Below are 21637 nucleotides of genomic sequence, written 5' to 3'. Positions count from 1 at the left end.
CGTGGAGTCGAGGAGGTCAGAGCGCTCAATATTTCGGGCCGATTTCCAGTTCCTTTCTTGACAACGTTGTCAGTCGGGGATGAAGCTGACGATCTTCGATTCTGTCTGCGTGCACAGTGGAGTCCGTATGAAGTCAGTTCTGCCTCGGCGGTGGGTGGCCGTCGCCGGCGCTTTTCTCCTGCCCATAGGCCTGGTCGGGCTTCCGTCGGCGGCGAGCGCCGCGGTCAAGCCCGGCAATTTCGACTCCTCCTTCGAAGCGGGCGACCAGCAGCCCGCGGCCAGCACGGCCGAGGTCGGCGCGGACGGCAAGCCGGTTCAGGGCAACCTGAGCGGCTCGATCCGCACCGGGCTCCCCGGCAGCGTGCTGAGCCAGGTCACCGCGGTGACCGCCAGCGGCGAGAACCCGCCCAACGAGACCGCGGTCAAGCTCAAGGACGGCGACTCGTCGACCAAGTGGCTGGTCTTCGCCCGGACCGGCTGGGTCACCTACCAGCTGTCGGCGCCGGTCGCCGTGGCCAAGTACTCGCTGACCTCGGGTGGCGACGCGCCCGGTCGTGACCCCAGGGACTTCGCCCTGCAGGGGTCGAACGACGGCTCGGCCTGGAACGACGTCGACAAGCGGACCGGCCAGAGCTTCGGCGGCCGCTACGCGACCAACACGTACACCTTCACCAACACCACGCCGTACGCCTACTACCGGCTGAACGTCACCGCGAACTCCGGTGACTCGATCGTGCAGCTGGCCGACTGGGACATCAGCGACGGCTCCAACGTGCTGCCGCCGGCCACCCCGATGGTCAGCGTCGTCGCCGACGGGCCGGTCCGCGGGGCCAACATGCTGCCGAAGGCCGGGTTCACCGGTGTCGCGTCGCTGCGGTACGCCGGCGGGTCCCAGGAGGACGGACGGTCGTACGCCACCAACAAGCTCTTCGACGTGAACATCCCCGTCGGGCCCAAGTCGCGGCTGAGCTACAAGATCTTCCCCGAGCTCACCGGTGAGAACCTGCAGTACCCGTCGACCTTCGCGGCGCTGGACCTGCACTTCACCGACGGCACCTATCTGAGCAAGCGCTCGCCGGCCGACCAGCACGGCAACGCGCTGACCGCGGCCGGGCAGGGCGCGGCCAAGGCGCTGTTCACCGACGAGTGGAACGCGGTGCAGTCGGACATCGGCGCCGTCGCCAACGGCAAGACGATCGACCGGATCCTGCTCTCGTACGACAACCCGGGCGCCACCGCCGCCACCAGGTTCCAGGGCTGGATCGACGACGTCGCCGTCACCGGTACGCCGGTCGCGATCGACGGCTCGACGCTCACCAACTACGTCGACACGCGCCGCGGCACCAACGCCACCGGCTCGTTCTCGCGCGGCAACAACCTGCCGATCGCGGCTGTCCCGAACGGCTTCAACTTCCTGACGCCGGTCACCAACGCCACTTCCAATTCCTGGGAGTACGACTACCAGCGCGCCAACAACGCGGCCAACCTCCCGCTGCTGCAGGGCCTGGCGATCTCGCACGAGCCCAGCCCGTGGATGGGCGACCGCAACCAGATGTCGATCATGCCGGTGCTCGCCGGTGGCAACACGACCGGACAGCCGAGCACACGGGCCGTATCGTTCAGCCACGACGACGAGATCGCCCGGCCCGACTTCTACAGCGTCAAGCTCCAGAACGGGCTGACCGCCCGGATGGCGCCGACCGACCACGCCGCGATCATGGACTTCACCTTCCCGGCCGATCAGACCTCGGGCGCGCTGGTGTTCCACAACGGCAACTTCACCTTCGCGGCCGACGGCACCTTCACCGGCTGGGTCGACAACGGCAGCGGCCTCTCGGCCGGCCGCACCCGCATGTTCGTCAGCGGCGCCTTCGACCGTGTGCCGATCGGCACCGCGTCCGCGTCCGCCTCGTTCGACCTCGCGGCTGGTTCGCGGGTGACCCTGCGCTTCGCGACGTCGTTCCTCTCGGTCGACCAGGCCCGCAAGAACCTGGACCTGGAGGCCACCGGCAAGAGCTTCGACCAGATCAAGGCCGCGGCCACCGCCGCCTGGCAGGACCGCCTCGACCGGATCTCGGTCAAGGGCGCGACCGAGACGCAGCTGGTCAGCCTCTACTCGAACCTGTACCGGCTGAACCTCTACCCGAACTCGCAGTCGGAGAACACCGGCACCGCCGCCGCCCCGCGCTGGCAGTACGCGAGCCCGGTGTCGGCCGCGACCGGCACGTCGACCGCGACCACGACCGGCGCCAAGATCGTGGACGGCCAGATCTACGTCAACAACGGGTTCTGGGACACCTACCGCACGGTGTGGCCGGCGTACACGCTGCTCTACCCGGAGATCGCCGGGAAGATCGCCGACGGGTTCGTCCAGCAGTACCGTGACGGCGGCTGGGTCGCCCGGTGGTCGTCGCCCGGCTACGCCGACCTGATGACCGGCACCAGCGCGAACGTGGCGCTCGCCGAGGCGTACGTCAATTATGTGAAGCTCCCCGATCCTCTCGCCGCCTACGACTCGGCGGTGAAGGACGCGACCGTGGCCTCCGGGCGCAGCGCGGTCGGCCGCAAGGGCATCGAGACCTCGCTGTTCCTCGGCTACACGCCGACCACGACCGGCGAGTCGGTGTCCTGGGCCCTCGAGGGCTACATCAACGACTACGGCATCGGCAACATGGCGTACGACCTCTCGCGTGACCCGGCCACCCCGAAGGCGCGACGGGCGCAGCTGGCCGAGGAGTCGGAGTACTTCCTCAACCGGGCCCGCAACTACGTCAACATGTTCGACCCGAAGTCGAAGTTCTTCCAGGGCCGCAGCGCCAACGGCACGTTCAACGACAGCAACCCGCTCGACTGGGGTGACGCCTACACCGAGACCAACGGCTGGAACTTCGCCTTCACCGCCCCGCAGGACGGCCAGGGCCTGGCCAACCTCTACGGCGGCCGGGACGCGCTGGAGAAGAAGCTCGACGAGTTCTTCGCCACGCCGGAGAAGGCCGACCACCCGGGCGGCTACGGCGGCATCATCCACGAGATGCTCGAGGCGCGCGCGGTCCGCATGGGCCAGCTCGGCATGAGCAACCAGCCCTCGCACCACATCCCCTACATGTACGACTACGTGGGCGCCCCGGCCAAGACGCAGTCGCTGGTCCGCGAGATCCTGCGCCGCCTCTACGTGGGCAGCGAGATCGGCCAGGGCTACCTGGGCGACGAGGACAACGGCGAGATGTCGTCCTGGTACATCCTGAGCTCGCTGGGCCTCTACCCGCTTCAGGTCGGCTCGTCCGGCTGGGCGTTCGGCTCGCCGCAGTTCAGCCAGATGACGGTGCACCGCCCGGGCGGCGACCTCACGGTCAAGGCCAACAACAACAGCGTCAAGAACGTCTACGTGCAGAGCCTGAAGGTGGACGGCCGGGCGTACAGCTCGACCACCGTCGACTCGTCGATCTTCCGGACCGGCAGCACGATCGAGTTCACCATGGGCCCGAACCCGTCGAAGTGGGGTTCCGCGGTCAAGGACGCGCCGCCGTCGCTGACCGAGGGCACCGAGGCGCCGAAGCCGTTGCAGGACACCACCGGCCCCGGCCTCGGCACCACCAACGCGGCCCCGCTGTTCGACGACTCGTCGGGCACGCAGCTGACCTTCGACTCGGCCACGCCGACGGTCACCTGGGCCTACCGGGGTGGCAAGCAGACGCCGACCTACTACACCCTCACCTCGGGTGCGGTGGCCGGTGACGCCACGGACTGGAAGCTGCAGGGCTCGAAGGACGGGATCACCTGGACCACCGTCGACTCCCGCAAGGGCGAGGTCTTCGCGTGGCGCAACCAGACCCGGCCTTTCAAGATCGCCAAGCCGGGCAGCTTCACGCAGTTCCGTTTGGTCGTCGGCAAGTCGACTGCCGCCTCCGTCACCCTCGCCGAGGTCGAGCTGCTCGCGGGCGGCGATGTCGAGCTCGGCGGTGGAGCGGTCACGGTGGACGGTGTCAGCACGGTGCCGGCCACCTCGGGCACCGCGGTGTCGGTGCCGCTGGCCACCGTCACCGGCGGCACGGCGAGCGGATACAAGGCGACGATCGACTGGGGTGACGGCACGCCGGTCACCGACGGCACGACGGCGCTGAGCTCGCGGGCGGTCTACAGCGTGAGCGGTTCCCACACGTACGCCGAGCCGGGTTACTACCAGGCGTCGGTCACCGTGACCGACGGCGTCAGCCAGGGCTCGGCCACGGTCGGCGTCGACGTGGCGTACGCACCGGCAGGCGGCCTGGTCCGCGCGTTCGACAACGTCTGCATCGGCCAGGACGGGGTGCGGGCGGCCAACTGCGACGCCAAGAACTGGGCCTACTCGGCGACCGCGCTCGCCGCGGCCGGCGTCGAGCCGGGCAAGCAGGTCACGGTGCCGGGGACCGCGCTGAAGTTCACGCTGCCGGCCACGCCGGCCGGTCAGCCGGACAACGCCACGGGCAACGGCAGGACGATCACGCTGAACCTGCCGGCCGACGCCAAGAACATCTCGTTCATCGGCGCCGGCACCCAGGGCAACCAGAGCACGACCGGTGTCCTGAAGTTTGCCGACGGCAGTACGGCGAACATTCCCCTCCAGATGAGTGACTGGACCCTCGGGGGCAACCCCAACGGCACGCCGTCGTACGGGAACGTGATCGTGGCCAAGTCGGCCTACCGGCTGCTGGGCACGAGCCGGGACAACGCCCAGCCGTTCCTGTTCGCCACCGCGCCCTACCAGATCCCGGCGGGCAAGACCCTCGTCTCGGTGACCCTCCCGACGCAGACCGGTGACCCCGGCTCGGCGGGACGGATCCACGTGTTCGCAGTGGCCGACGACGGCACGCCGCCGCCGGCGCTCGAGCTGACGGCCCCGGCGAACCAGACGGCCACCGCTGGTCAGTCGCTGGCGGCCCAGCTCGGCACCACGACGGGCACGAACGCCCGCGTCCAGTGGGGCGACGGCACGGCACCGGCCGACGCCACGGTCACCGCCGGGGCGATCAGCGGTTCCCACACGTACGCCCAGGCCGGCACCTACACGGCGCATGTCACCGCGTGGGACGGGCTGTCGAGCAAGACCGCCACATTCACCGTGACAGTGGCGTCCTCTCTGAAGGCGACAGTCACCTCGGTCAAGCCGGCCGCGAAGTCGGTGGCTCCGGCGGCGGCTCCGGAGGCGTCGTTGTCGGTCACGTCGGGCCCGCGCGGCACGGCGATCACCGTCGACGGTTCGGGCTTCGCCCCGAACGAGACCGTCACCGGCACCTTCGGCGACGGCCTCACGACGACCACGCTGAAGGCCAACGCCGACGGCGTCGTCTCGGGCGAGACGGTCAGCGTCCCCGGCGAGGCCGAGCCCGGCGCCACCGGGGTCACCCTGACCGGCGCCGACTCGTCGGCCACGGTCGAGGTCCCCTTCACCGTCACCAAGTGAGATAACGGGGTAGCGGTTCGGCGACAGCCGGGCCGCTACCCCTGGTGATCATCCGGACGCAGCCCCTACGGTCATCGACAACGACCGATGGGAGATCGCGCCATGACGCCGAACCGATCGTGGACCATCGCCGCTCTGATGACCGTCTCTCTGGCCGCCGCCTGCTCCGGCGACGGCGGAAGTGACGGCGGCGGCGATGCTGCCGGATATCCCGACCAGAACATCACCTTCGTCGTGCCGTTCAGTGCCGGCGGACCGACCGACACCGTGACCCGGATGATCGCCGAGCCGATGGCCGCGGCCCTCGGCGGCAAGATCGTCGTGCAGAACGTCGAGGGCGCCGGCGGCACCGTCGCCGCCGGGCAGGTGGCCCGGGCCGAGCCCGACGGCTACACCGTGCTCATGCACCACATCGGCATGTCGACCGCGCCCGCCCTCTACAAGAACCTGGGCTACAAGCCGCTCGACGACTTCGCCACGGTCGGCCTCGTCACCGAGGTGCCGATGACCGTGGTCGCCCGCAAGGACTTCCCGCCGGCCACGCTGGCCGATCTGGTGACGTACGTCAAAGCCAACGCCGCCAAGGTGACACTGGCCAACGCCGGGCGGGGCGCCGCCTCCCATCTGTGCGGCCTGCTCTTCCAGTCGGCGGCCGGGGTCAAGCTCCAGGAGGTCCCCTATCAGGGCACCGGGCCCGCGCTGACCGACCTCGTGGGCGGCCAGGTCGACTTCATGTGCGACCAGACGACGAACACCACCGGCCAGATCTCGGCCGACAAGGTCAAGGCGTACGCCGTGACCACCCCCGAGCGGGTGAAGAGCCTGCCCGACCTGCCCACCACGGCCGAGGCCGGCATGCCGCAGCTCGAGGTCAGCGTCTGGCACGGCCTGTACGTCCCGGCCGGCACGCCGCCGGAAGTCGTGCAGAAGCTGACCGGCGCCCTGCAGAAGGCGCTGGCCGACCAGGCCGTCATCGACCAGATGGCCAAGCTCGGCACCGCGCCCGTCTCGGCGGCCGACGCCACACCCGAAGCGCACCGCACCCAACTCACCGAGCAGCTGACGACCTGGTCGAAGGTCATCGCCGACGCCGGCGTCCAGGCCTCGTAGATGCGGTCCTTTCCGGACGTGCTGGCCGGGGGGATCTTCACCCTGATCGGCGGCGCGTTCATCGTGGGGTCCCTCGGTTACGACCGGGGGACCGCGCTGCAGATGGGGCCCGGATATTTCCCTTTGCTGGCCGGCGCGATCGTGACCGTGCTGGGCCTGGCCATCGTCGTCAAGGGACTGATCGCCGGGTCTCCCGAGCCGTTCGGCGCCGTGCCGTGGCGGGCGGTCGCCTTCATCGTGGTGGCCATCGTGTTCTTCGGCGTCTTCGTCCGGCGCCTCGGATTCGTGCCCACGTCGGCGGTGACGGCCCTGCTCACGACGCTGGCCAGCAAGCACGTGCGCCTGCTGACGGCCGTGCTCGTGGCGGCCGGGCTGACCGCCGCGGCCACTTTGATCTTCGTGGCCGGGCTCCAACTCCGTACCCCCTTGTGGGGTTTTTGATGGACCTTTTCGACAATCTGGCCCTCGGCTTCTCCACGGCGCTGCTGGTCCAGAACGTCCTCTACTGCTTCGTGGGCGTGCTGCTCGGCACGGCGGTCGGCGTGCTGCCCGGCATCGGACCGACCGCGACGGTGGCCATGCTGCTGCCCATCACCTTCGGCTTCGAGCCGGTGACGGCGCTGATCATGCTGGCCGGCATCTACTACGGCGCCCAGTACGGCGGCTCGACCACCGCCATCCTGATCAACCTGCCCGGCGAGTCGTCGGCCGCGGTCACCGCCCTCGACGGCCACGAGATGGCCCGCCAAGGGCGAGCCGGCCCGGCCCTGGCCGTCGCGGCGATCGGATCGTTCTTCGCGGGCACGGTGGCCACCGTGGCGCTGGCCGTGGCCGCACCGCCGCTGGCCGCCGTGGCGCTGAAGTTCGGCCCGGCCGACTACTTCTCGCTGGTCCTGCTCGGCCTGATCATCTCGATCGCGCTGGCCCGCGGCTCGGCCCTCAAGGCCCTGGCCATGATCGCGCTCGGCGTCCTGCTCGGCACGGTCGGGCAGGACATCTACACGGGCACGCCCCGGTTCGTGCTCGACCAGCGCGAGCTCTACGGCGGCATCGACTTCGTCTCGGTCGCGGTGGGCATGTTCGGCATCGCCGAGATCCTGCGCAACCTGGAGGACGAGCGCGGCGGCTCGGCCATCGCGGCCGTCGGGAAGGTCTGGCCCACCCGCGAGGACCGCCGCCGCTCCCGCGGCCCGATCCTGCGCGGCACGGGCCTGGGCGCCGCGCTGGGAGTGTTGCCCGGCGGCGGTCACGTGCTGGCCTCGTTCACCTCGTACGCGGTGGAGAAACGTCTCTCCCGCCGGCCGGACGAGTTCGGGCACGGCGCGATCGAAGGCGTGGCCGGCCCCGAGTCGGCCAACAACGCGGCCGCCCAGACGTCGTTCATCCCGCTGCTCACCCTGGGCCTGCCCGCCCACCCGGTGATGGCGCTGATGGTCGGCGCGTTCATCGTGCACGGCATCACCCCCGGCCCGAATGTCATCAACGACGAGCCGGCCCTGTTCTGGGGCCTGATCGCCTCGATGTGGATCGGCAACGCGCTGCTGCTGGTGCTGAACCTGCCGCTCATCGGCGTCTGGGTACGGCTGCTGCGCATCCCGTACCAGGTGCTCTTCCCGATGATCGTGCTGTTCGCGGTGATCGGGACGTACTCGCTGAGCTTCAACCCGTTCGACGTCTACGCCATCGCCGTCTTCGGCGTCCTCGGCTACGTCCTGATCAAATGCGGCTGCGAGCCTGCCCCCCTGCTGCTCGGCTTCGTGCTGGGCCCGCTGCTGGAGGACAACCTGCGCCGAGCCCTGATCATCTCCCGCGGCGACCCGTCGGTCTTCCTGACCCGCCCGATCTCGGCTTCCCTGCTGGCCCTGACGGCGGCGGCCCTGATCATCGCGGCGCTCCCGGTGATCCGCCGCCGGCGGGAGGTGGTCTTCGCGGAGGATTCATGACCGCAGGTAGCGCAGGACGGCCAGGACGCGGCGGTGGTCGGTGCGGGCCTGCGGAAGGTCGAGCTTGGTGAAGATGGCGGTGACGTGCTTCTCGACGCTGCGCTCGACCACGTGCAGGTGTTCCGCGATGGCCACATTGGACCGTCCCTCGGCCAGCAGGGCCAGGATCTCGCGCTCGCGGTCGCTGAGGCGGGCCAGCCCGGCGTCGACGGCGGGGGTGGCCAGCAGCTGGCGGACGACCTCGGGGTCGAGCGCGGTGCCGCCGCCGGCCACCCGCCGCAGGGCGCCGATGAACTCGCCGGTGCTGACGATCCGGTCCTTGAGTAGATAGCCGACATGGCCGGCGTTCTCCGACAGCAGGCGGCGGGCATAACCGGTCTCGACCCATTGGGAAAAGACCAGAACCCCGATTGAGGGGTACGAGCTCCTGATCGCCAACGCGGCGCGAAGCCCCTCGTCGGTGTGCGTGGGCGGCATGCGCACATCAACGACGACGGCATCCGGCGGATCAGCGGCGACGGCCTCGAGCAGCGCCTCAGCGTCGGAAACGGCGGCGGTCACGTCGAAGTCGTGCTCGCCGAGCAGCAGAGCGATGCCGTCCCGCAGAAGCGGATTGTCCTCGGCGATCATCACACGCACGTCAGCCTCCGATCATCATGGTCACGGTCGTCGGCCCACCGAGCGGCGAGTCCACGATCAGTTCCCCGTCGAGCGCCGCGGCCCGCCGGGCGAGCCCCGCCAGACCGGTTCCGCTGCCGGTCCTCGTGGCTCCTCCGCGGCCGTTGTCGATCACGGTCAGGCACAGGCGGCGGTCCTCGGAACGCAGCTGGACGCGGACCCGCGTGGCCCCCGAGTGCCGGGCGACGTTGGTCAGCAGCTCGGCCACCGCGAAGTACAGCCCCGACGCGGTCGCGTCCGGCGGGCGTTCCGGCAGCGACACGGTCACCTCGACGGGCACGGCGCTGCGCGAGGCCAGCGTGGTGAGAGCGACCTCCAAGCCGTCGTCCAGAGCCGGCGGATGCATGCCCCGGACGATGTCGCGCAGTTCGGCCAGCGCCTCGGTGATCGCGTTACGGGCGTCCGCCACCAACGGGTCCTCGGTGCGCGCCTCGATGCGGGACAGGGTCAGGCCGAGGGCGACCAACCGGGCCTGCGTGCCGTCGTGCAGATCGCGTTCCACCCGGCGCAGCAGAGCGGCCGCGTCGGATTGCAGGGCCACCCGGCCCGCCTCGAGGTCGGCGATGCGCTGCTGCGCGCGGCTGGGATGCAGCAGGCCTCGTACGAGGACGCCCTCGATCAGCACTATCAGCCGCAACCACCAGGGCGTCACCAGCAGGATGGCCAAGCCCTGTAAGGCGATCCACCATGTGCTGCCCCAGGAGTCGTTGTCGAAGAACCGATGGGGGACGAGCAGCCACCACAGGGGATAGGTGAGGGCCATCGGGGCGAGAACGACACCGGCCAGCCCCGCGTAGGCCCCCGCGACCATGACGGGCCAGTGGGCGAGGCTGTAGCCGAGAGCCCGCCACGCCGCCGGATCACTCGGCAGCGCCCGGATCCGGCCCCACCGGCTCCGGGCCGTCAACGGGGGAGGGTTGCCCCACTCCCAGCCGAGCACCAGGCGGGCCGGGCCCCGGAACCAGCGGGGCGTGAGCCGGGCCAAGGCCAGCACACCGACCAGCAGCGGCAGGCCGACGGTCAGCACCGACGCCACGGAGGCGACGATGCCGGCCAGGGCCAGGACGAACGGCAGCAGGCCCACGAAAACGCCACTGACCACGTAGGCCAGCTCCCGCCAGGCCCGCCCGCTGGCCCAGGCCGTCAGCACCCTCCACAGGAGATGACCCGGCCCGGCGGGCGGCACTCTGCTCAGGAGACGACCTCGATCGGCGGGCGGCGCATGGCGAGCGCCGCGGGCAGGACGGTGCCGGTCAGCACCAGGGCCGCCGTGCCGAAAACGCCGCCGAGCACCCAGCTCGCCGGCACCCAGGGGGTCCATGTGCCCAGGGCGGTGTGCAGCAAGGGCAGCGTCGTCGTCGCGGCCACCGCCGCGCCGACCGCCAAGGCTGTTCCGGTCACGAGGAGAGCCTCGCAGATCACGACCCGCAGCGCGCGCCCCCTTGTCGCCCCGGCCAGCTGGGTCACCGCGAGGTCCCGGCGCCGTGCCAGCACCACCGTCACCAGCGTGTTGACCGCGGCCACGGCCGCGAACCCCACGTAGACGGCCGTGCCGGAATATTCGAGCCAGCGGTCCGCGGCGGGCGGGCCCGTGCCGGTCGTGTGCTCGGTGGTCTTCAGGATGACGACCTTGACCGCGGTGAAGGCGATCGCGAGGGTGAGCGGCACCAACGCGCCCGAAAGCGCTCTGGCTCGTACATCAATGGTGTCTCCCGCCAGCCGCCCGGTGTCGCCGAACAACCGCCCGGCCCGCGCGGCCACCTTGAGCAGGGCCGGGCCGAGCAGACCGGCTCCGACGCAGAGGGCGAGCATGACGATCAGCCCGAGCTGGTCGGTGGTCTCCGCGTCCAGATCGGCGATCGCCACCGACAGTCCCGTGCCACCGGCGACCAGAACGAGACCGGCGACGGTCCGTACGACACCGATCCGCCGCCGGGCGACACCCGACTCGGCCAGTGCGGCGGCGGGCCGGATCCGCGACGGCCGGATCGCCGCGATCAACGCACCGGCCAGCGACGTGCCGACCGTGACGGCCAGGGCGACGGGAAGGGCGGCCGGGCTCGCGTGGAAGGTGACCGCGGCCGGGGCGAGACCGTGCGCGACGACCCCGTCGATCCAGGCGCGGCCGCCGAGCGCGCCCAGCGGCACCCCGGCCAGGGTGGCGGGCACGGCGACGATCGCGGCCTGAGCCGCCACCGCGCGGCGCACCCGGCCCGGGGTGGCGCCGATGGCTCGTACGAGGGCGATGTCCCGGGCCTGCTGGGCGATGGTCGCACTCATCGTCACGCCCACGATGATGATCGACAGATAGATGGCGACCATGATGAAGATGACGGCGACGTCGGCCAGCCCGCCGGCGGCCCACGGCGCCCGGCCGATCGACGCGTTGATGCCGAGCCCGGCGGCAACCAGGGCCGCCGCTAGCAGTTGGGTGGAGAACGGGCCGAGAAACGACCAGGGGTTGCGCCGCAGCGCCTGCCGGATCACGCCGCCACCTTCCGCAGCCGGTCGGCGATCGTGGCGGCATCGGGGGTGGCGGTGTCGGCGGTGACGGTGCCTTCGCGCAGCAGCACGAGGCGGTCGCTCCAGGCGGCGGCCCCCGGATCGTGGGTCACCATCACGACGGTCACGCCGTCCCGGTCGACCGCGCGCCGCAGCAGACCGAGGATCTGCCCGCCGGTGGCCGGGTCGAGCGCCCCCGTGGGCTCGTCCGCGAAGATCACCGACGGCCCGGTGATCAGCGCCCGCGCGATCGCCACCCGCTGCCGCTGCCCGCCGGAGAGCTCACCCACCGGCCGCCGCTCTGTCGCCGGGAGCCCCACCGCCGCCAGCACCTCGCCGACGTCGCGCCGCCGGGGCCCGCCGAGCCGGCCCGGCAGCCGCAGGTTCTGGGCCACGGTCAGCTCGGACAACAGGTTGTAGGACTGGAAGACGAAGCCGACCCGATCGCGCCGCCACCGGGTCAACGGCCCCTCCCGCATCCGGCTGACCTCCCGCCCGGCCAGCCGGACCGACCCCGACGTGGGCCGGTCCAGCCCGGCGGCGCAGTGCAGCAGGGTGCTCTTGCCCGATCCGGTGGCCCCCATGACGGCCACGAACTCCCCGGCCCCCACGGTCAGTGAAACCCCACGAAGGGCGACGATCTCGCGCGGAAACTTGCGGGCCACATCCTCGAGTGCCAACACGTTCTCCATGCCACCGAGCCTCGCGTCCAGCCGGGGTGCGGGGCATCGGTGCTGGCGCTAGTTCACGGGGGCGGTTAACCGAACCCGGCCGCGCAGCGCCCGGACGGCGAGCACGACGATCGGGACCAGGGTCAGATGGCAGAGGGCCAGGGCGATCGTGCTGGCCGTGTCGAAGTCGGCGGGCAGCGTCATCAGCGGGACGGTGGCGACCGCCAGCAGCGGGCCCACGACCAGCGCGGCGCGGGCGGCCCAGGGGCCGAGCAGGGCCACGGCGGTCAGGCCGAGCAGCAGTGGGACGGCGGTGAAGCCGACGACGGTAAGCGCGTCCACCTCGGCCTGTTCGCCCGCCGAGGTGAAGCGGAAGGTGCCGTCGGCGGCGCGGCCCGCGGCGTACAGAAAGAGATTGACCATGACCGCGCCGACCACACTGAGAAGGACGATCCTAAGGCGCATCGGCCGTCGCCTTCAGGAAGGCCGCGATGCGGTCGAAGGCGCCGGCCCAGACCTCGCCCACGAAGAAGTCGCGCACCTCGGGCACGGGGAAGCCGCTCTGCACGACGGTCATCAGCGTGCCGCCGTCCCGCGCCTCGAAGGTGATCTCGATGCGGGTGGCCATGGTGGTCCCGTCCGGGCTCGACCCGACCGAGTCGGTGACGAGCCGGTGCGGACGGTCGATCTCGACGAAGGTCTGCGTCTCGCGGAAGAGCACGTCGGGGCTGGGACCCCAGACGGCGGTCTGCTGCCCGCCGACGCGCAGGTCGACCTCGATCTCCACGATGCCCGGCTGCTCGTCGAGGATGGTGAACCAGATCTTCTGCTTCTCGGCGTCGGTGTACGCGTCGAAGACCTCCTCGGGCGTCGCCGGCAGCTGTCGCGTCACTCGCATGTCAAGCGTCATCGATCCGGTTCCTTTCCGCTGTCGCGCAGCGTGAAGTAGACGTCCAGCCCGTCCAGGCGCCGGGCCCAGAGCTGCTGGTAGAAGCTGATCCAGGCCATGGCGTCATCCAGCGGCGCCGGGGCGAGCCGGCACTGCCGGGCCCGCCCGACCTTCTCGGTCACGATGAGGCCGGCCTCTTCGAGCACCCGCAGATGCTTCTTCATGCCGGTCAGGCTCATCTCGGCCGGCCCGGCCAGCTGCCCGACGGTCGCGGGCCCTTCCCCGAGCCGAACAAGAACGCCTCGCCTCACCGGATCGGCCAGACAGGCGAACACGCGATCGAGAACCGCTTGCTGAACCATGCGGTTCACCATACGACACTGAACCGCAAGGTTCAACGAGCTACCTCTTCGCGATCAGCTCACGAAATCTCGGATCCGCCGCCAGGTCTCTCCAGTCGGGGTCGTGCTTGGCCCAGTCACGGCTCCGAACCCCGTCCCGCAGGGCTATGGCGAGCAGCCGAAGCGCCTCGGCGAAATCTCGCCGGAGGGCCGCGACGCACGCGCGTGAGTAGTCGTCGGTGCAGAGATTCGAGGCGAGCCCGAACCGCTCGGCCGCCTCATCCGCCCGGCCGGCGGCCTCGAGCACGGTGGCCAGGATGGCGTGATTCCAGTAGTCGGCGGGGTTCGCCGTCGTCGCGTGCTGGGCGCTCGCATATGCCTCCTCCACCAATCCCAGGTTGAGAAGGGCATCCGCTCGTTCGGCATAGACGTAGTCGGGAGCGTTGCCGGAGAGGATCGCCATCTCCAGGCTGTAGGCGCAGTCCTGCCAACGGCCCTGCTGTCGCTCCAGCTCGCCCTTGCAAGCCCAGGCGGGCGCGAAGCTGAAATCGATGGCCAGGGCGGAATCGAAGTGATCCGCGGCTTTCTGATAGCGCCCCAGCAGCATCTTGGTCAGCCCCGCCTCCACGTAGGCATACTTCGACGGGCGCAAGGCGATGAGCTCCCGGCCGACCTGATCCGATCGGGTGAGCCTTCCTGTTCGCCGGAAACAGGTGCAGGCGAGCAGGAGGGCGTAATAGCGAGCGTTGTCGTTCGAAGATTGTGCGAGTTTTCGCACGGCTTCCGCTGCGGCGGCCGACTCGCCTCGGGCACAGCTGCGGGCGGTTTGCACGACAAGGGAGAGATCACTGCGGACGTCGGCCGGCACGAGGTCGAGATCTTCGGTGTTCAGGTAGGCGCAGGCGAGGACGACCTCGGTGAACTCCGCGCGGATGGAGGCGGGTTCGCTGTGCCACCGGAGAAGGTCGAACACGGCCGAAGTCGCGGAACGCCTCGCCTGTGTGTTGAGGACACCGCCGTCTTCGAGATCCTTCACGTGGCGCTTGAGCCGCGCGATGAGGTGCTCCGCGTAACGGTCGCCCACCTGGGCCATGAATGTGGGTCTGCTCGCCAGAATGTGAAGCGTCGAGGTCCGCAAGGGCTCCCGCATCGTGCTGCCGCCGACCGATCGACGTTTGAACAGGGTCTCGTCGCCGATGAGACGGTCGTAGGCGTCCGGTACGCCGGGAACGAGCGCCAGTGCCACATCTTCATCCACCCATGAGGGCACCGCAAGCGCCAGTAGTGCGCTTCGGTCGGCCGGCTGAAGCCATTGTGTGAATCGATTGAAGATTGATTCCGCGGTTCCGGAGAGTCCTTCGAGCGGCGGCATGCCGGCTATCCGCCAGCGCTCCAGGACCAATGGCAGTCCGCCGAGTCTTTCCTGGATCTCGGCGACCGGAACGGGACTTCCATCGCAGCAGAATTGAAGGTACTCCGCGATTTCGCCGGCCGAGAACTCGGCTATCGGGACCGCTGCGATCTCCGCGTTCCAGCGATTGAGCCAGTCACGCGAATGATGATCGGGTGGTTGCCGTCCAGCGACGATCACGTGAAACGGAACCTCGGCGGCATCCAGGCTCGGCAGGAAGTACTGGATCACGAAATGATCGAATACCGGCCCCGTCTGCTCGTATGTGTCGAGCGCCAGTACGAAGCGGCATCCCCGTCGGCGCACTCCGGCCGCGATGTCCGCGACCAAGGCGTCCGTGAGCATCTTGAGCGGGTCGTCGACGGTCAGCCGCTCCTCCTCGGATCCGCGAAAGCGGTGTGCCGCCCGCACCTGCGCCCAGGATTGCGAGGCTCGTGTTTTCAATGGTTCCAAGATCGGATCGATGGCGTGGGTGGCCGCTCCCACGCCACCTGCCACTGCCGCCACCTTGCCACCGACCGCCAAGAGATGCGCCATGCGCCCGATCGACTCGGTGTCGTCCTGGGAGAGCCTTTCGATGATCGACTCGAATCTGGTCAGCGACTTGGCGAAGTTCCCGATCGACACACCGCTGTCCCGCAGTTGTGCCGCCGCCTGGCCGATCAACACTCTTCCGTCGGCCGGAACCACCCTCACGTGGCTTTCATCCAGCAGGATGCAGAGGTCCCGGGGAATGCTCGCGAGCGCCGCGCGCATAAGCGCGCTCTTTCCGACGCCTCCGACCCCGTGGAGCCAGATGATCCGGTGGTCCTCGGAGGCCAGTGTGGAGGCTATGAGTCGCATCTCGCGGGCGCGGCCGGCGATACGTCGCCCACGAGCGGGCGTCGATCCGGTATCACCCGTCATCAGCAACGCCTCCCCGCGCGTGGCGGTGCTACTACGTCACAGCAGTGTATGTCAGCGCCGCCGCTGTGGACGCATACCCGGGTGCCGCGTTCATTCCCGAATTCAGCAATTCCCCGTCGAATTACGCGACGGCGATCCGAATGCGGTTTCCCGGAGTCGCCGGCATGCTTAGTCGCGCCTGGCGGGTACGGCTGGCAGAATCGCGGGGTGAGTGATCTGGACCTGGTGGTGGTTCTGCGCTACCGCAAAGCCGTGACGTACGGGTTTCATGTGCTGCTCGGAGCGCTCGGCGAGCACGAGACTGCCACACGGTACGAGGTGCGGTTCGGTGAGACGGTCGAGGCCACGGCCGAGCACATTCGGGCAGCCGGTGATACGCGAGTTCTGGTGCTGTGGTCGTTCTATTCACCCGACGCGGCGGCGCTGGCCGAGGAACTGCGGCAGATCCGTGCGCTTGCTGATGGGCCTCACGTCACTCATCTGGCCGGTGGGGTGCACGCGACCGCTGAGCCGGTGCAGACGCTGGACTCGGGGTGGGACATGGCGGCGATCGGGGAAGGGGAGTCCACTCTGCTCAGCCTGGTCGACGCGAAGGGTGACCCCGCGGGGATCACCGGTCTGGCCTATCGGGACGCGACCGGTGAGGTGAAGCGGAGCGGCAAGGCCAAGCAGCGCGACCTCAACGACTTCCCAGGGTTCGCGCTCAAGTGGGGGCGGTTCAACGCTCTCGAGATCACCCGTGGGTGTGTCTACGCCTGCCGGTTCTGCCAGACGCCGTTCATGTTCTCCGCGAAGTTTCGCCACCGCAGCGTGGAGAACGTTCGGTGGCATGTGGACCGGATGCGGGAGCGCGGGCTCCGTGACGTCCGGTTCATCACGCCTACCGCCATGAGCTATGGCAGCCAGACCGAGGAGCCTGACCTGGCCGCGGTCGAGGAGCTGCTGGCCACCTGCCGGGAAGGGATCGGGCCGAACGGGCGGGTGTTCTTCGGGTCCTTCCCCAGTGAGATCCGGCCCGAGCATGTCAGCCGGGAGGCTCTGCGGCTGGTCAAGAAGTACTGCGACAACAAGAACATCATCGTGGGCGCGCAGTCCGGCTCCGATCGGGTGCTGGGCGCGGCCAAACGGGGCCACGGCGTCGAAGAGGTGCGGCGGGCCGCGCGTCTCGGTGTCGAGGAGGGCTTCCAGATCAACGTGGACATGATCTTCGGGATGCCGGGGGAGGACCAGGGTGACGTGGACGCCTCGCTGGGGCTGGCCCGGGAGCTGGCCGATCTGGGCGCCCGCATCCACGCCCACACCTTCATGCCGCTGCCGGGCACGCCGTGGCGGGACGCGCCGGCCGGTGATGTCGCCCCGGAGACGATCAGCGAGGTCGACCGGCTGTCGCAGCGCGGGGCGCTCTACGGCCACTGGCAGCGGCAGCGTGATCATGCGCAGCGCCTGGCCGCGGCGGCCGAGGCGTACCCCCGGCCCGGCCGTAGCCGGACCCTGCTGCCGCAAGTGCCGGTGGAGTAGTCAGCCCCGCTTCCACCAGCGGCGGCCCGGCCGGGGAAGCAATGTGGCGATCTCCCGGCGGATCCGGTCGAAGGACGCGATCTCGTTGTGCTTGTCGCCGGGCAGGACGAGGCCGAGACAGACCAGCTTGGAGCTTCCGTCGTCGCGGGGGATGTCGGTGAAGACCGGCGCGCCGACGCAGCCCGGCGGCATCGTGGCGGTCCAGCGCAGTCGCCCCCGGGTGTCCACGCCCGCCGAGCCGACCAGCACGACCTGGTCGCGCTGGTCGCCGGCGTCATGACCGAGGACGTACGCCGGCACGGGCGTCCGCCCGATCGTCGCGACGTCCCCCTCGAGCGCGGCCAGCCCGTCGGTGATCTCGTCGGTGGTCCAGCGCCAGCCCTTGCGGTCGGCGTACTCGTGCAGGTGCACCGCCGGCATGGCGGCGACGCCGAGGCGCGGAAGGCGTTTCCAGCCGGCGGCGAAGTCGGTCATCAGGACGTTCGTGGCGCTCGGCGCGGGATCGGCGAGATCGGGCCGCATCGTCCAGGTGGCCGTGTCGAAAGAGGTCACGGCCTCGGCCGTCAGCAGAAACTGGACGTACACCTCGCGCTCGGCGGTGTTCTCGACCAGGTGGTTGTACCAGAAGGCGGTGGCGTGCTGCCGGTCTCCCGTCCCCTCCGCGAAGGGGAGCGTGGAGCGGGCGGCGTCGCCAAGAATGAGATCGATGACCTGCTCTGCGGGCGCGAACACGACGGCACCTTACAGTGCGCGGTCGGCCGGACGGTCCCAGCCGTCGCAGGCGTCTTCCTCTTCCGTCTGTTCGCGAAGGTAATCGAGAAGGTCGGGGCCTTCGTGGCCGGTGTCGACCGAGCGGCCGGTCAGGCCCAGCTGGGTGGCGCAGTCGCGGCCGAAGCCCTTGACCATGCGGTCGGCGCGCGTCAGATGGCCGCAGCGGGGGCAGCGGCGCATCACGGGATTGTCGGGCGGGACCATCGGCTCCAGTATCACGTGCGGATCTTCATGGTGGGGGTTAAGGTCTGACTCGTGGGAGTTCGGACCTGGATCGAGGGCTGGCCGGTCTACCGGCAGCTGACCGGGACCGACCCGTTGGGGCGTGGCGCCGCCGCGCAGTCCGACCGGTCCAAGGCGCTCACCGCCCGCACCGAGACGGCCGACTCCGTCGCCAAGTCCGTGTGCCCCTACTGCGCCGTCGGCTGCGGGCAGCGCGTCTTCGTCAAGGACGGCCAGGTCGTCCAGATCGAGGGCGACCCGGACAGCCCGATCTCGCGGGGGCGGCTCTGCCCCAAGGGCTCGGCCAGCAAGAGCCTGGTCACCACGGACCGCCGGCAGCAGAAAGTGCTCTACCGCAAGCCGTACGGGACCGAGTGGGAATCTCTCGATCTCGACACGGCCATGGACATGATCGCCGACCGGGTGCTCGCCGCGCGCGAGCAGACCTGGGAGGACGCCGACGCCGACGGGCGTCCCCTCAACCGCACCATGGGCATCTCGAGCCTGGGCGGCGCGACGCTCGACAACGAAGAGAACTATCTGATCAAGAAGCTCTTCACCGCGATCGGCGCCATCCAGATCGAGAACCAGGCCCGTATTTGACACTCCGCCACCGTTCCCGGTCTGGGAACCTCCTTCGGCCGTGGCGGGGCCACCGGATTCCTCCAGGATCTGGCCAACGCCGACTGCATCATCATCCAGGGTTCGAACATGGCGGAAGCGCACCCGGTGGGCTTCCAGTGGGTGATCGAGGCCAAGAAGCGTGGCGCGAAGATCATCCACGTCGATCCGCGGTTCACCCGGACCAGCGCGCTCGCGCACAGTTTCGTGCCGGTGCGGGCCGGGGCCGACATCGCGTTCCTGGGTGGTGTGATCAACTACATTCTCGAGAACGAGAAGGACTTCCGGGAGTACGTCCTGGCGTACACCAACGCGTCCATGATCGTCAGTGCGGAGTTCCAGGACACCGAGGACCTGGACGGGCTGTTCTCCGGCTTCGACCCCGAGACCCGGGCGTACGACCAGTCGAGCTGGCAGTACGCGGGCAAGCAGGACGAGGGTCAGGAGGAGGGCGAGTCCCACGTCGACCGCGAGACCGCGTCCGGCCTCGAGCAGGAGTCGCACGGGCCGCCCATCCCGGCCGACGTGCCGCGTGACCCGACCTTGCAGGACCCGCGCTGCGTCTACCAGGTCCTCAAGCGGCACTACGCCCGCTACACGCCTGAGGTCGTGGAGCGGCTATGTGGCGTACCCCAAGAGAAGTTCCTGGAGGTTTGCGAGGCCTGGACAGCGAACTCGGGACGGGAGCGCACGACCGCGCTCGTCTACTCGGTGGGCTGGACGCAGCACAGCGTGGGCGTGCAGTACATCCGGACCGGCGCCATCATCCAGCTGCTGCTGGGCAACATGGGCCGGCCCGGCGGCGGTGTGATGGCGCTGCGCGGGCACGCCAGCATCCAGGGCTCGACCGACATCCCGACGCTGTTCAACCTGCTGCCCGGCTACCTGCCGATGCCGCACTTCACCCAGCACGAGACGTTCGACCAGTGGATCGACGCGATCCGGCATCCGGAGCAGAAGGGCTTCTGGGCCAACGCGAAGTCGTACGCGGTCAGCATGCTCAAGTCGTACTGGGGTGACGCGGCAACCGAGGAGAACGACTACGGATACGGCTGGCTTCCCCGCCTGACCGGCGACCACGGGACGTACCAGCAGGTCCTGGACATGATCGACGGCAAGATCAAGGGGTACTTCCTGCTCGGGCAGAACCCCGCCGTCGGCTCGGCCCACGGTCGCGCGCAGCGGCTCGGCATGGCCAACCTCGACTGGCTCGTGGTGCGCGACCTCTTCATGATCGAGAGCGCCACCTTCTGGAAGAACGGCCCCGAGGTGGAGACCGGCGAGATCGTGCCCGAGCAGTGCAAGACCGAGGTCTTCTTCATGCCGGCCGCCTCGCATGTCGAGAAGGAGGGCACGTTCACCCAGACCCAGCGGTTGCTCCAGTGGCGCGAGAAGGCGGTCAATCCGCCCGGCGACGCCCGGAGTGAGCTCTGGTTCTTCTACCATCTCGGCCGTCGCCTCCGGGCCAGGCTCGCCGATTCCGACAAATCGCGAGACAAAGCCATTCAAAACCTGACGTGGGAGTACGGCTCCACGGACGAGCCGGACGCCGAGCTCGTCCTCAAGGAGATCAACGGGTACGACCTCACGAGCGGCAAGCTGCTGAGCTCGTTCACCGAGATGAAGCCCGACGGCTCCACCTCCGGCGGCTGCTGGATCTACACGGGCGTCTACAAGGACGGCGTCAACCAGGCTGCGCGGCGCAAACCGGGCAGCGAGCAGAACTACGTCGCCCCCGAGTGGGGCTGGGCCTGGCCGGCCAACCGGCGCACGCTCTACAACCGGGCCTCGGCCGACCCCGACGGCAAGCCGTGGTCGGAGCGCAAGAAGTACGTCTGGTGGGACGACGCGGCTCAGGAGTGGACGGGCGAGGACGTCCCCGACTTCGAGAAGACCAAGCCGCCGTCCTACCGCCCACCCGAGGGCGCCGCCGGCGTCGAGGCGATCTCCGGCGACGACGCGTTCATCATGCAGGGCGACGGCAAGGGCTGGCTGTACGCCCCGAGCGGCCTCATCGACGGCCCGATGCCCACGCACTACGAGCCGGCCGAGTCCGCGGTGAGCAATCCGCTCTACGGCCAGCAGGCCAACCCGACCCGCAAGGTGTACGACCGCAGCGACAACCTGACCAACCCCAGCGCGCCCGATCGGCACGCCGAGGTGTTCCCGTACGTCTTCAGCACGAGCCGTCTCACCGAGCACCACACGGCCGGCGGGATGAGCCGCCAGTTGGCGTACCTCTCGGAACTGCAGCCGGAGATGTTCGTCGAGGTCTCACCGGCCCTGGCCGCGGAGCGCGGCCTCACCCACATGGGCTGGGCGCACATTGTGACCGCGCGGGCGGCCATCGAGGCGCGTGTCATGGTCACCGATAGGCTGAAACCGCTGCGGATCGAGGGCCGTACCGTCCACCAGCTCTGGATGCCCTACCACTGGGGCAGCGAGGGCGTGGTCACCGGCGACTCGGCCAACGACCTGATCGGCATCACCCTGGACCCGAACGTGCTCATCCAGGAGAGCAAGGTCGGCACGTGCGACATCCGGGCCGGTCGCCGGCCCGCCGGGCCGGGCCTGCTGGCGTACGTGCGGGACTACCGCCGGCGCGCCGGGCTGG

The 21637-nt window shown here is 69.6% G+C and carries 15 protein-coding genes and 1 pseudogene; 6 read left to right on the top strand and 10 right to left on the bottom strand.

What is annotated here, in order from left to right; all coding sequences use genetic code 11:
* Positions 1–127 precede the first annotated feature (127 nt).
* The 4 genes from ACQP2X_RS32950 to ACQP2X_RS32935 all read left to right on the top strand — a co-directional run bounded on the left by ACQP2X_RS32950 (position 128) and on the right by ACQP2X_RS32935 (position 8493).
* Positions 128–5440, top strand: coding sequence for a GH92 family glycosyl hydrolase (locus ACQP2X_RS32950; protein ID WP_498688562.1), 5313 nt, complete (start codon positions 128–130; stop codon positions 5438–5440).
* A gap of 102 nt (positions 5441–5542) precedes the next feature.
* A complete protein-coding gene (locus ACQP2X_RS32945; RefSeq protein ID WP_498688561.1) occupies positions 5543–6550 on the top strand; it encodes a tripartite tricarboxylate transporter substrate-binding protein in 1008 nt (335 codons plus the stop codon).
* A complete protein-coding gene (locus ACQP2X_RS32940) occupies positions 6551–6991 on the top strand; it encodes a tripartite tricarboxylate transporter TctB family protein (protein WP_498688559.1) in 441 nt (146 codons plus the stop codon).
* Positions 6991–8493 carry a tripartite tricarboxylate transporter permease gene (locus ACQP2X_RS32935; RefSeq protein WP_498688558.1) on the top strand — a complete coding sequence of 501 codons (1503 nt, stop codon included), beginning with the start codon at positions 6991–6993 and terminating at the stop codon, positions 8491–8493. The genes ACQP2X_RS32940 and ACQP2X_RS32935 overlap by 1 nt, the downstream gene beginning before the upstream one ends.
* Here ACQP2X_RS32935 and ACQP2X_RS32930 read toward each other — a convergent pair.
* The 8 genes from ACQP2X_RS32930 to ACQP2X_RS32895 are packed head-to-tail and all read right to left on the bottom strand — an operon-like array spanning position 8488 to position 15741.
* Entirely contained in the window at positions 8488–9132 is a 645-nt protein-coding gene (locus tag ACQP2X_RS32930; protein WP_498688556.1) for a response regulator, read from the bottom strand. The genes ACQP2X_RS32935 and ACQP2X_RS32930 overlap by 6 nt on opposite strands.
* A gap of 1 nt (position 9133) precedes the next feature.
* The gene (locus tag ACQP2X_RS32925; RefSeq protein WP_498688555.1) at positions 9134–10321 is read right to left on the bottom strand and encodes a sensor histidine kinase; all 1188 of its coding nucleotides are present in this window, start codon (positions 10319–10321) and stop codon (positions 9134–9136) included.
* 41 nt (positions 10322–10362) lie between these two features.
* The gene (locus ACQP2X_RS32920) at positions 10363–11658 is read right to left on the bottom strand and encodes an FtsX-like permease family protein (RefSeq protein WP_498688553.1); all 1296 of its coding nucleotides are present in this window, start codon (positions 11656–11658) and stop codon (positions 10363–10365) included.
* Positions 11655–12365, bottom strand: a complete 711-nt coding sequence (locus tag ACQP2X_RS32915; protein ID WP_498688552.1) for an ABC transporter ATP-binding protein — start codon at positions 12363–12365, stop codon at positions 11655–11657. Before ACQP2X_RS32915 ends, ACQP2X_RS32920 begins: the two co-directional genes overlap by 4 nt.
* Before the next feature lie 48 nt (positions 12366–12413).
* A complete protein-coding gene (locus ACQP2X_RS32910; protein WP_498688549.1) occupies positions 12414–12809 on the bottom strand; it encodes a DUF6069 family protein in 396 nt (131 codons plus the stop codon).
* Positions 12799–13254, bottom strand: coding sequence for an SRPBCC family protein (locus tag ACQP2X_RS32905; protein ID WP_498688548.1), 456 nt, complete (start codon positions 13252–13254; stop codon positions 12799–12801). Before ACQP2X_RS32905 ends, ACQP2X_RS32910 begins: the two co-directional genes overlap by 11 nt.
* Entirely contained in the window at positions 13251–13595 is a 345-nt protein-coding gene (locus ACQP2X_RS32900) for an ArsR/SmtB family transcription factor (protein ID WP_498688544.1), read from the bottom strand. Before ACQP2X_RS32900 ends, ACQP2X_RS32905 begins: the two co-directional genes overlap by 4 nt.
* Before the next feature lie 40 nt (positions 13596–13635).
* Positions 13636–15741, bottom strand: coding sequence for a tetratricopeptide repeat protein (locus ACQP2X_RS32895; protein ID WP_498688542.1), 2106 nt, complete (start codon positions 15739–15741; stop codon positions 13636–13638).
* A gap of 357 nt (positions 15742–16098) precedes the next feature.
* Here ACQP2X_RS32895 and ACQP2X_RS32890 point away from each other — a divergent pair, with 357 nt between their 5' ends.
* Entirely contained in the window at positions 16099–17409 is a 1311-nt protein-coding gene (locus tag ACQP2X_RS32890; RefSeq protein ID WP_498688539.1) for a TIGR04013 family B12-binding domain/radical SAM domain-containing protein, read from the top strand.
* Here ACQP2X_RS32890 and ACQP2X_RS32885 read toward each other — a convergent pair whose 3' ends face one another.
* Together ACQP2X_RS32885 and ACQP2X_RS32880 are read right to left on the bottom strand one after the other, a co-directional pair.
* Positions 17410–18141 (bottom strand): hypothetical protein, encoded by a 732-nt coding sequence (locus ACQP2X_RS32885; RefSeq protein WP_498688537.1) that lies wholly within the window; start codon positions 18139–18141, stop codon positions 17410–17412.
* Between the two features lie 9 nt (positions 18142–18150).
* Complete coding sequence (locus tag ACQP2X_RS32880) at positions 18151–18384, bottom strand: hypothetical protein (RefSeq protein ID WP_498688534.1); 234 nt, start codon at positions 18382–18384, stop codon at positions 18151–18153.
* A gap of 51 nt (positions 18385–18435) precedes the next feature.
* Between ACQP2X_RS32880 and fdh the strand changes: the two are divergent.
* Positions 18436–21636 (top strand): annotated as a pseudogene (gene fdh / locus ACQP2X_RS32875) (formate dehydrogenase); the annotation flags it as partial.
* Position 21637 lies beyond the last annotated feature (1 nt).

The organism is Actinoplanes sp. CA-131856 (genome assembly GCF_050956135.1).
Lineage (GTDB): Bacteria > Actinomycetota > Actinomycetes > Mycobacteriales > Micromonosporaceae > Actinoplanes.
Note: the sequence above shows the minus strand (reverse complement) of the source record. Positions and strands in the feature narration are given on the sequence as shown.

Excerpts from the sequence above, each read along its gene's own strand:
- ACQP2X_RS32880 (WP_498688534.1), bottom strand. The coding sequence starts at position 18,384 with ATGGTCCCGCCCGACAATCCCGTGATGCGCCGCTGCCCCCGCTGCGGC.
- ACQP2X_RS32905 (WP_498688548.1), bottom strand. The coding sequence starts at position 13,254 with ATGACGCTTGACATGCGAGTGACGCGACAGCTGCCGGCGACGCCCGAG.
- ACQP2X_RS32950 (WP_498688562.1), top strand. The coding sequence starts at position 128 with ATGAAGTCAGTTCTGCCTCGGCGGTGGGTGGCCGTCGCCGGCGCTTTT.
- ACQP2X_RS32910 (WP_498688549.1), bottom strand. The coding sequence starts at position 12,809 with ATGCGCCTTAGGATCGTCCTTCTCAGTGTGGTCGGCGCGGTCATGGTC.
- ACQP2X_RS32945 (WP_498688561.1), top strand. The coding sequence starts at position 5,543 with ATGACGCCGAACCGATCGTGGACCATCGCCGCTCTGATGACCGTCTCT.
- ACQP2X_RS32915 (WP_498688552.1), bottom strand. The coding sequence starts at position 12,365 with ATGGAGAACGTGTTGGCACTCGAGGATGTGGCCCGCAAGTTTCCGCGC.
- ACQP2X_RS32935 (WP_498688558.1), top strand. The coding sequence starts at position 6,991 with ATGGACCTTTTCGACAATCTGGCCCTCGGCTTCTCCACGGCGCTGCTG.
- ACQP2X_RS32900 (WP_498688544.1), bottom strand. The coding sequence starts at position 13,595 with ATGGTTCAGCAAGCGGTTCTCGATCGCGTGTTCGCCTGTCTGGCCGAT.
- ACQP2X_RS32895 (WP_498688542.1), bottom strand. The coding sequence starts at position 15,741 with ATGCGCGCGGCGCTCGCGAGCATTCCCCGGGACCTCTGCATCCTGCTG.
- ACQP2X_RS32940 (WP_498688559.1), top strand. The coding sequence starts at position 6,551 with ATGCGGTCCTTTCCGGACGTGCTGGCCGGGGGGATCTTCACCCTGATC.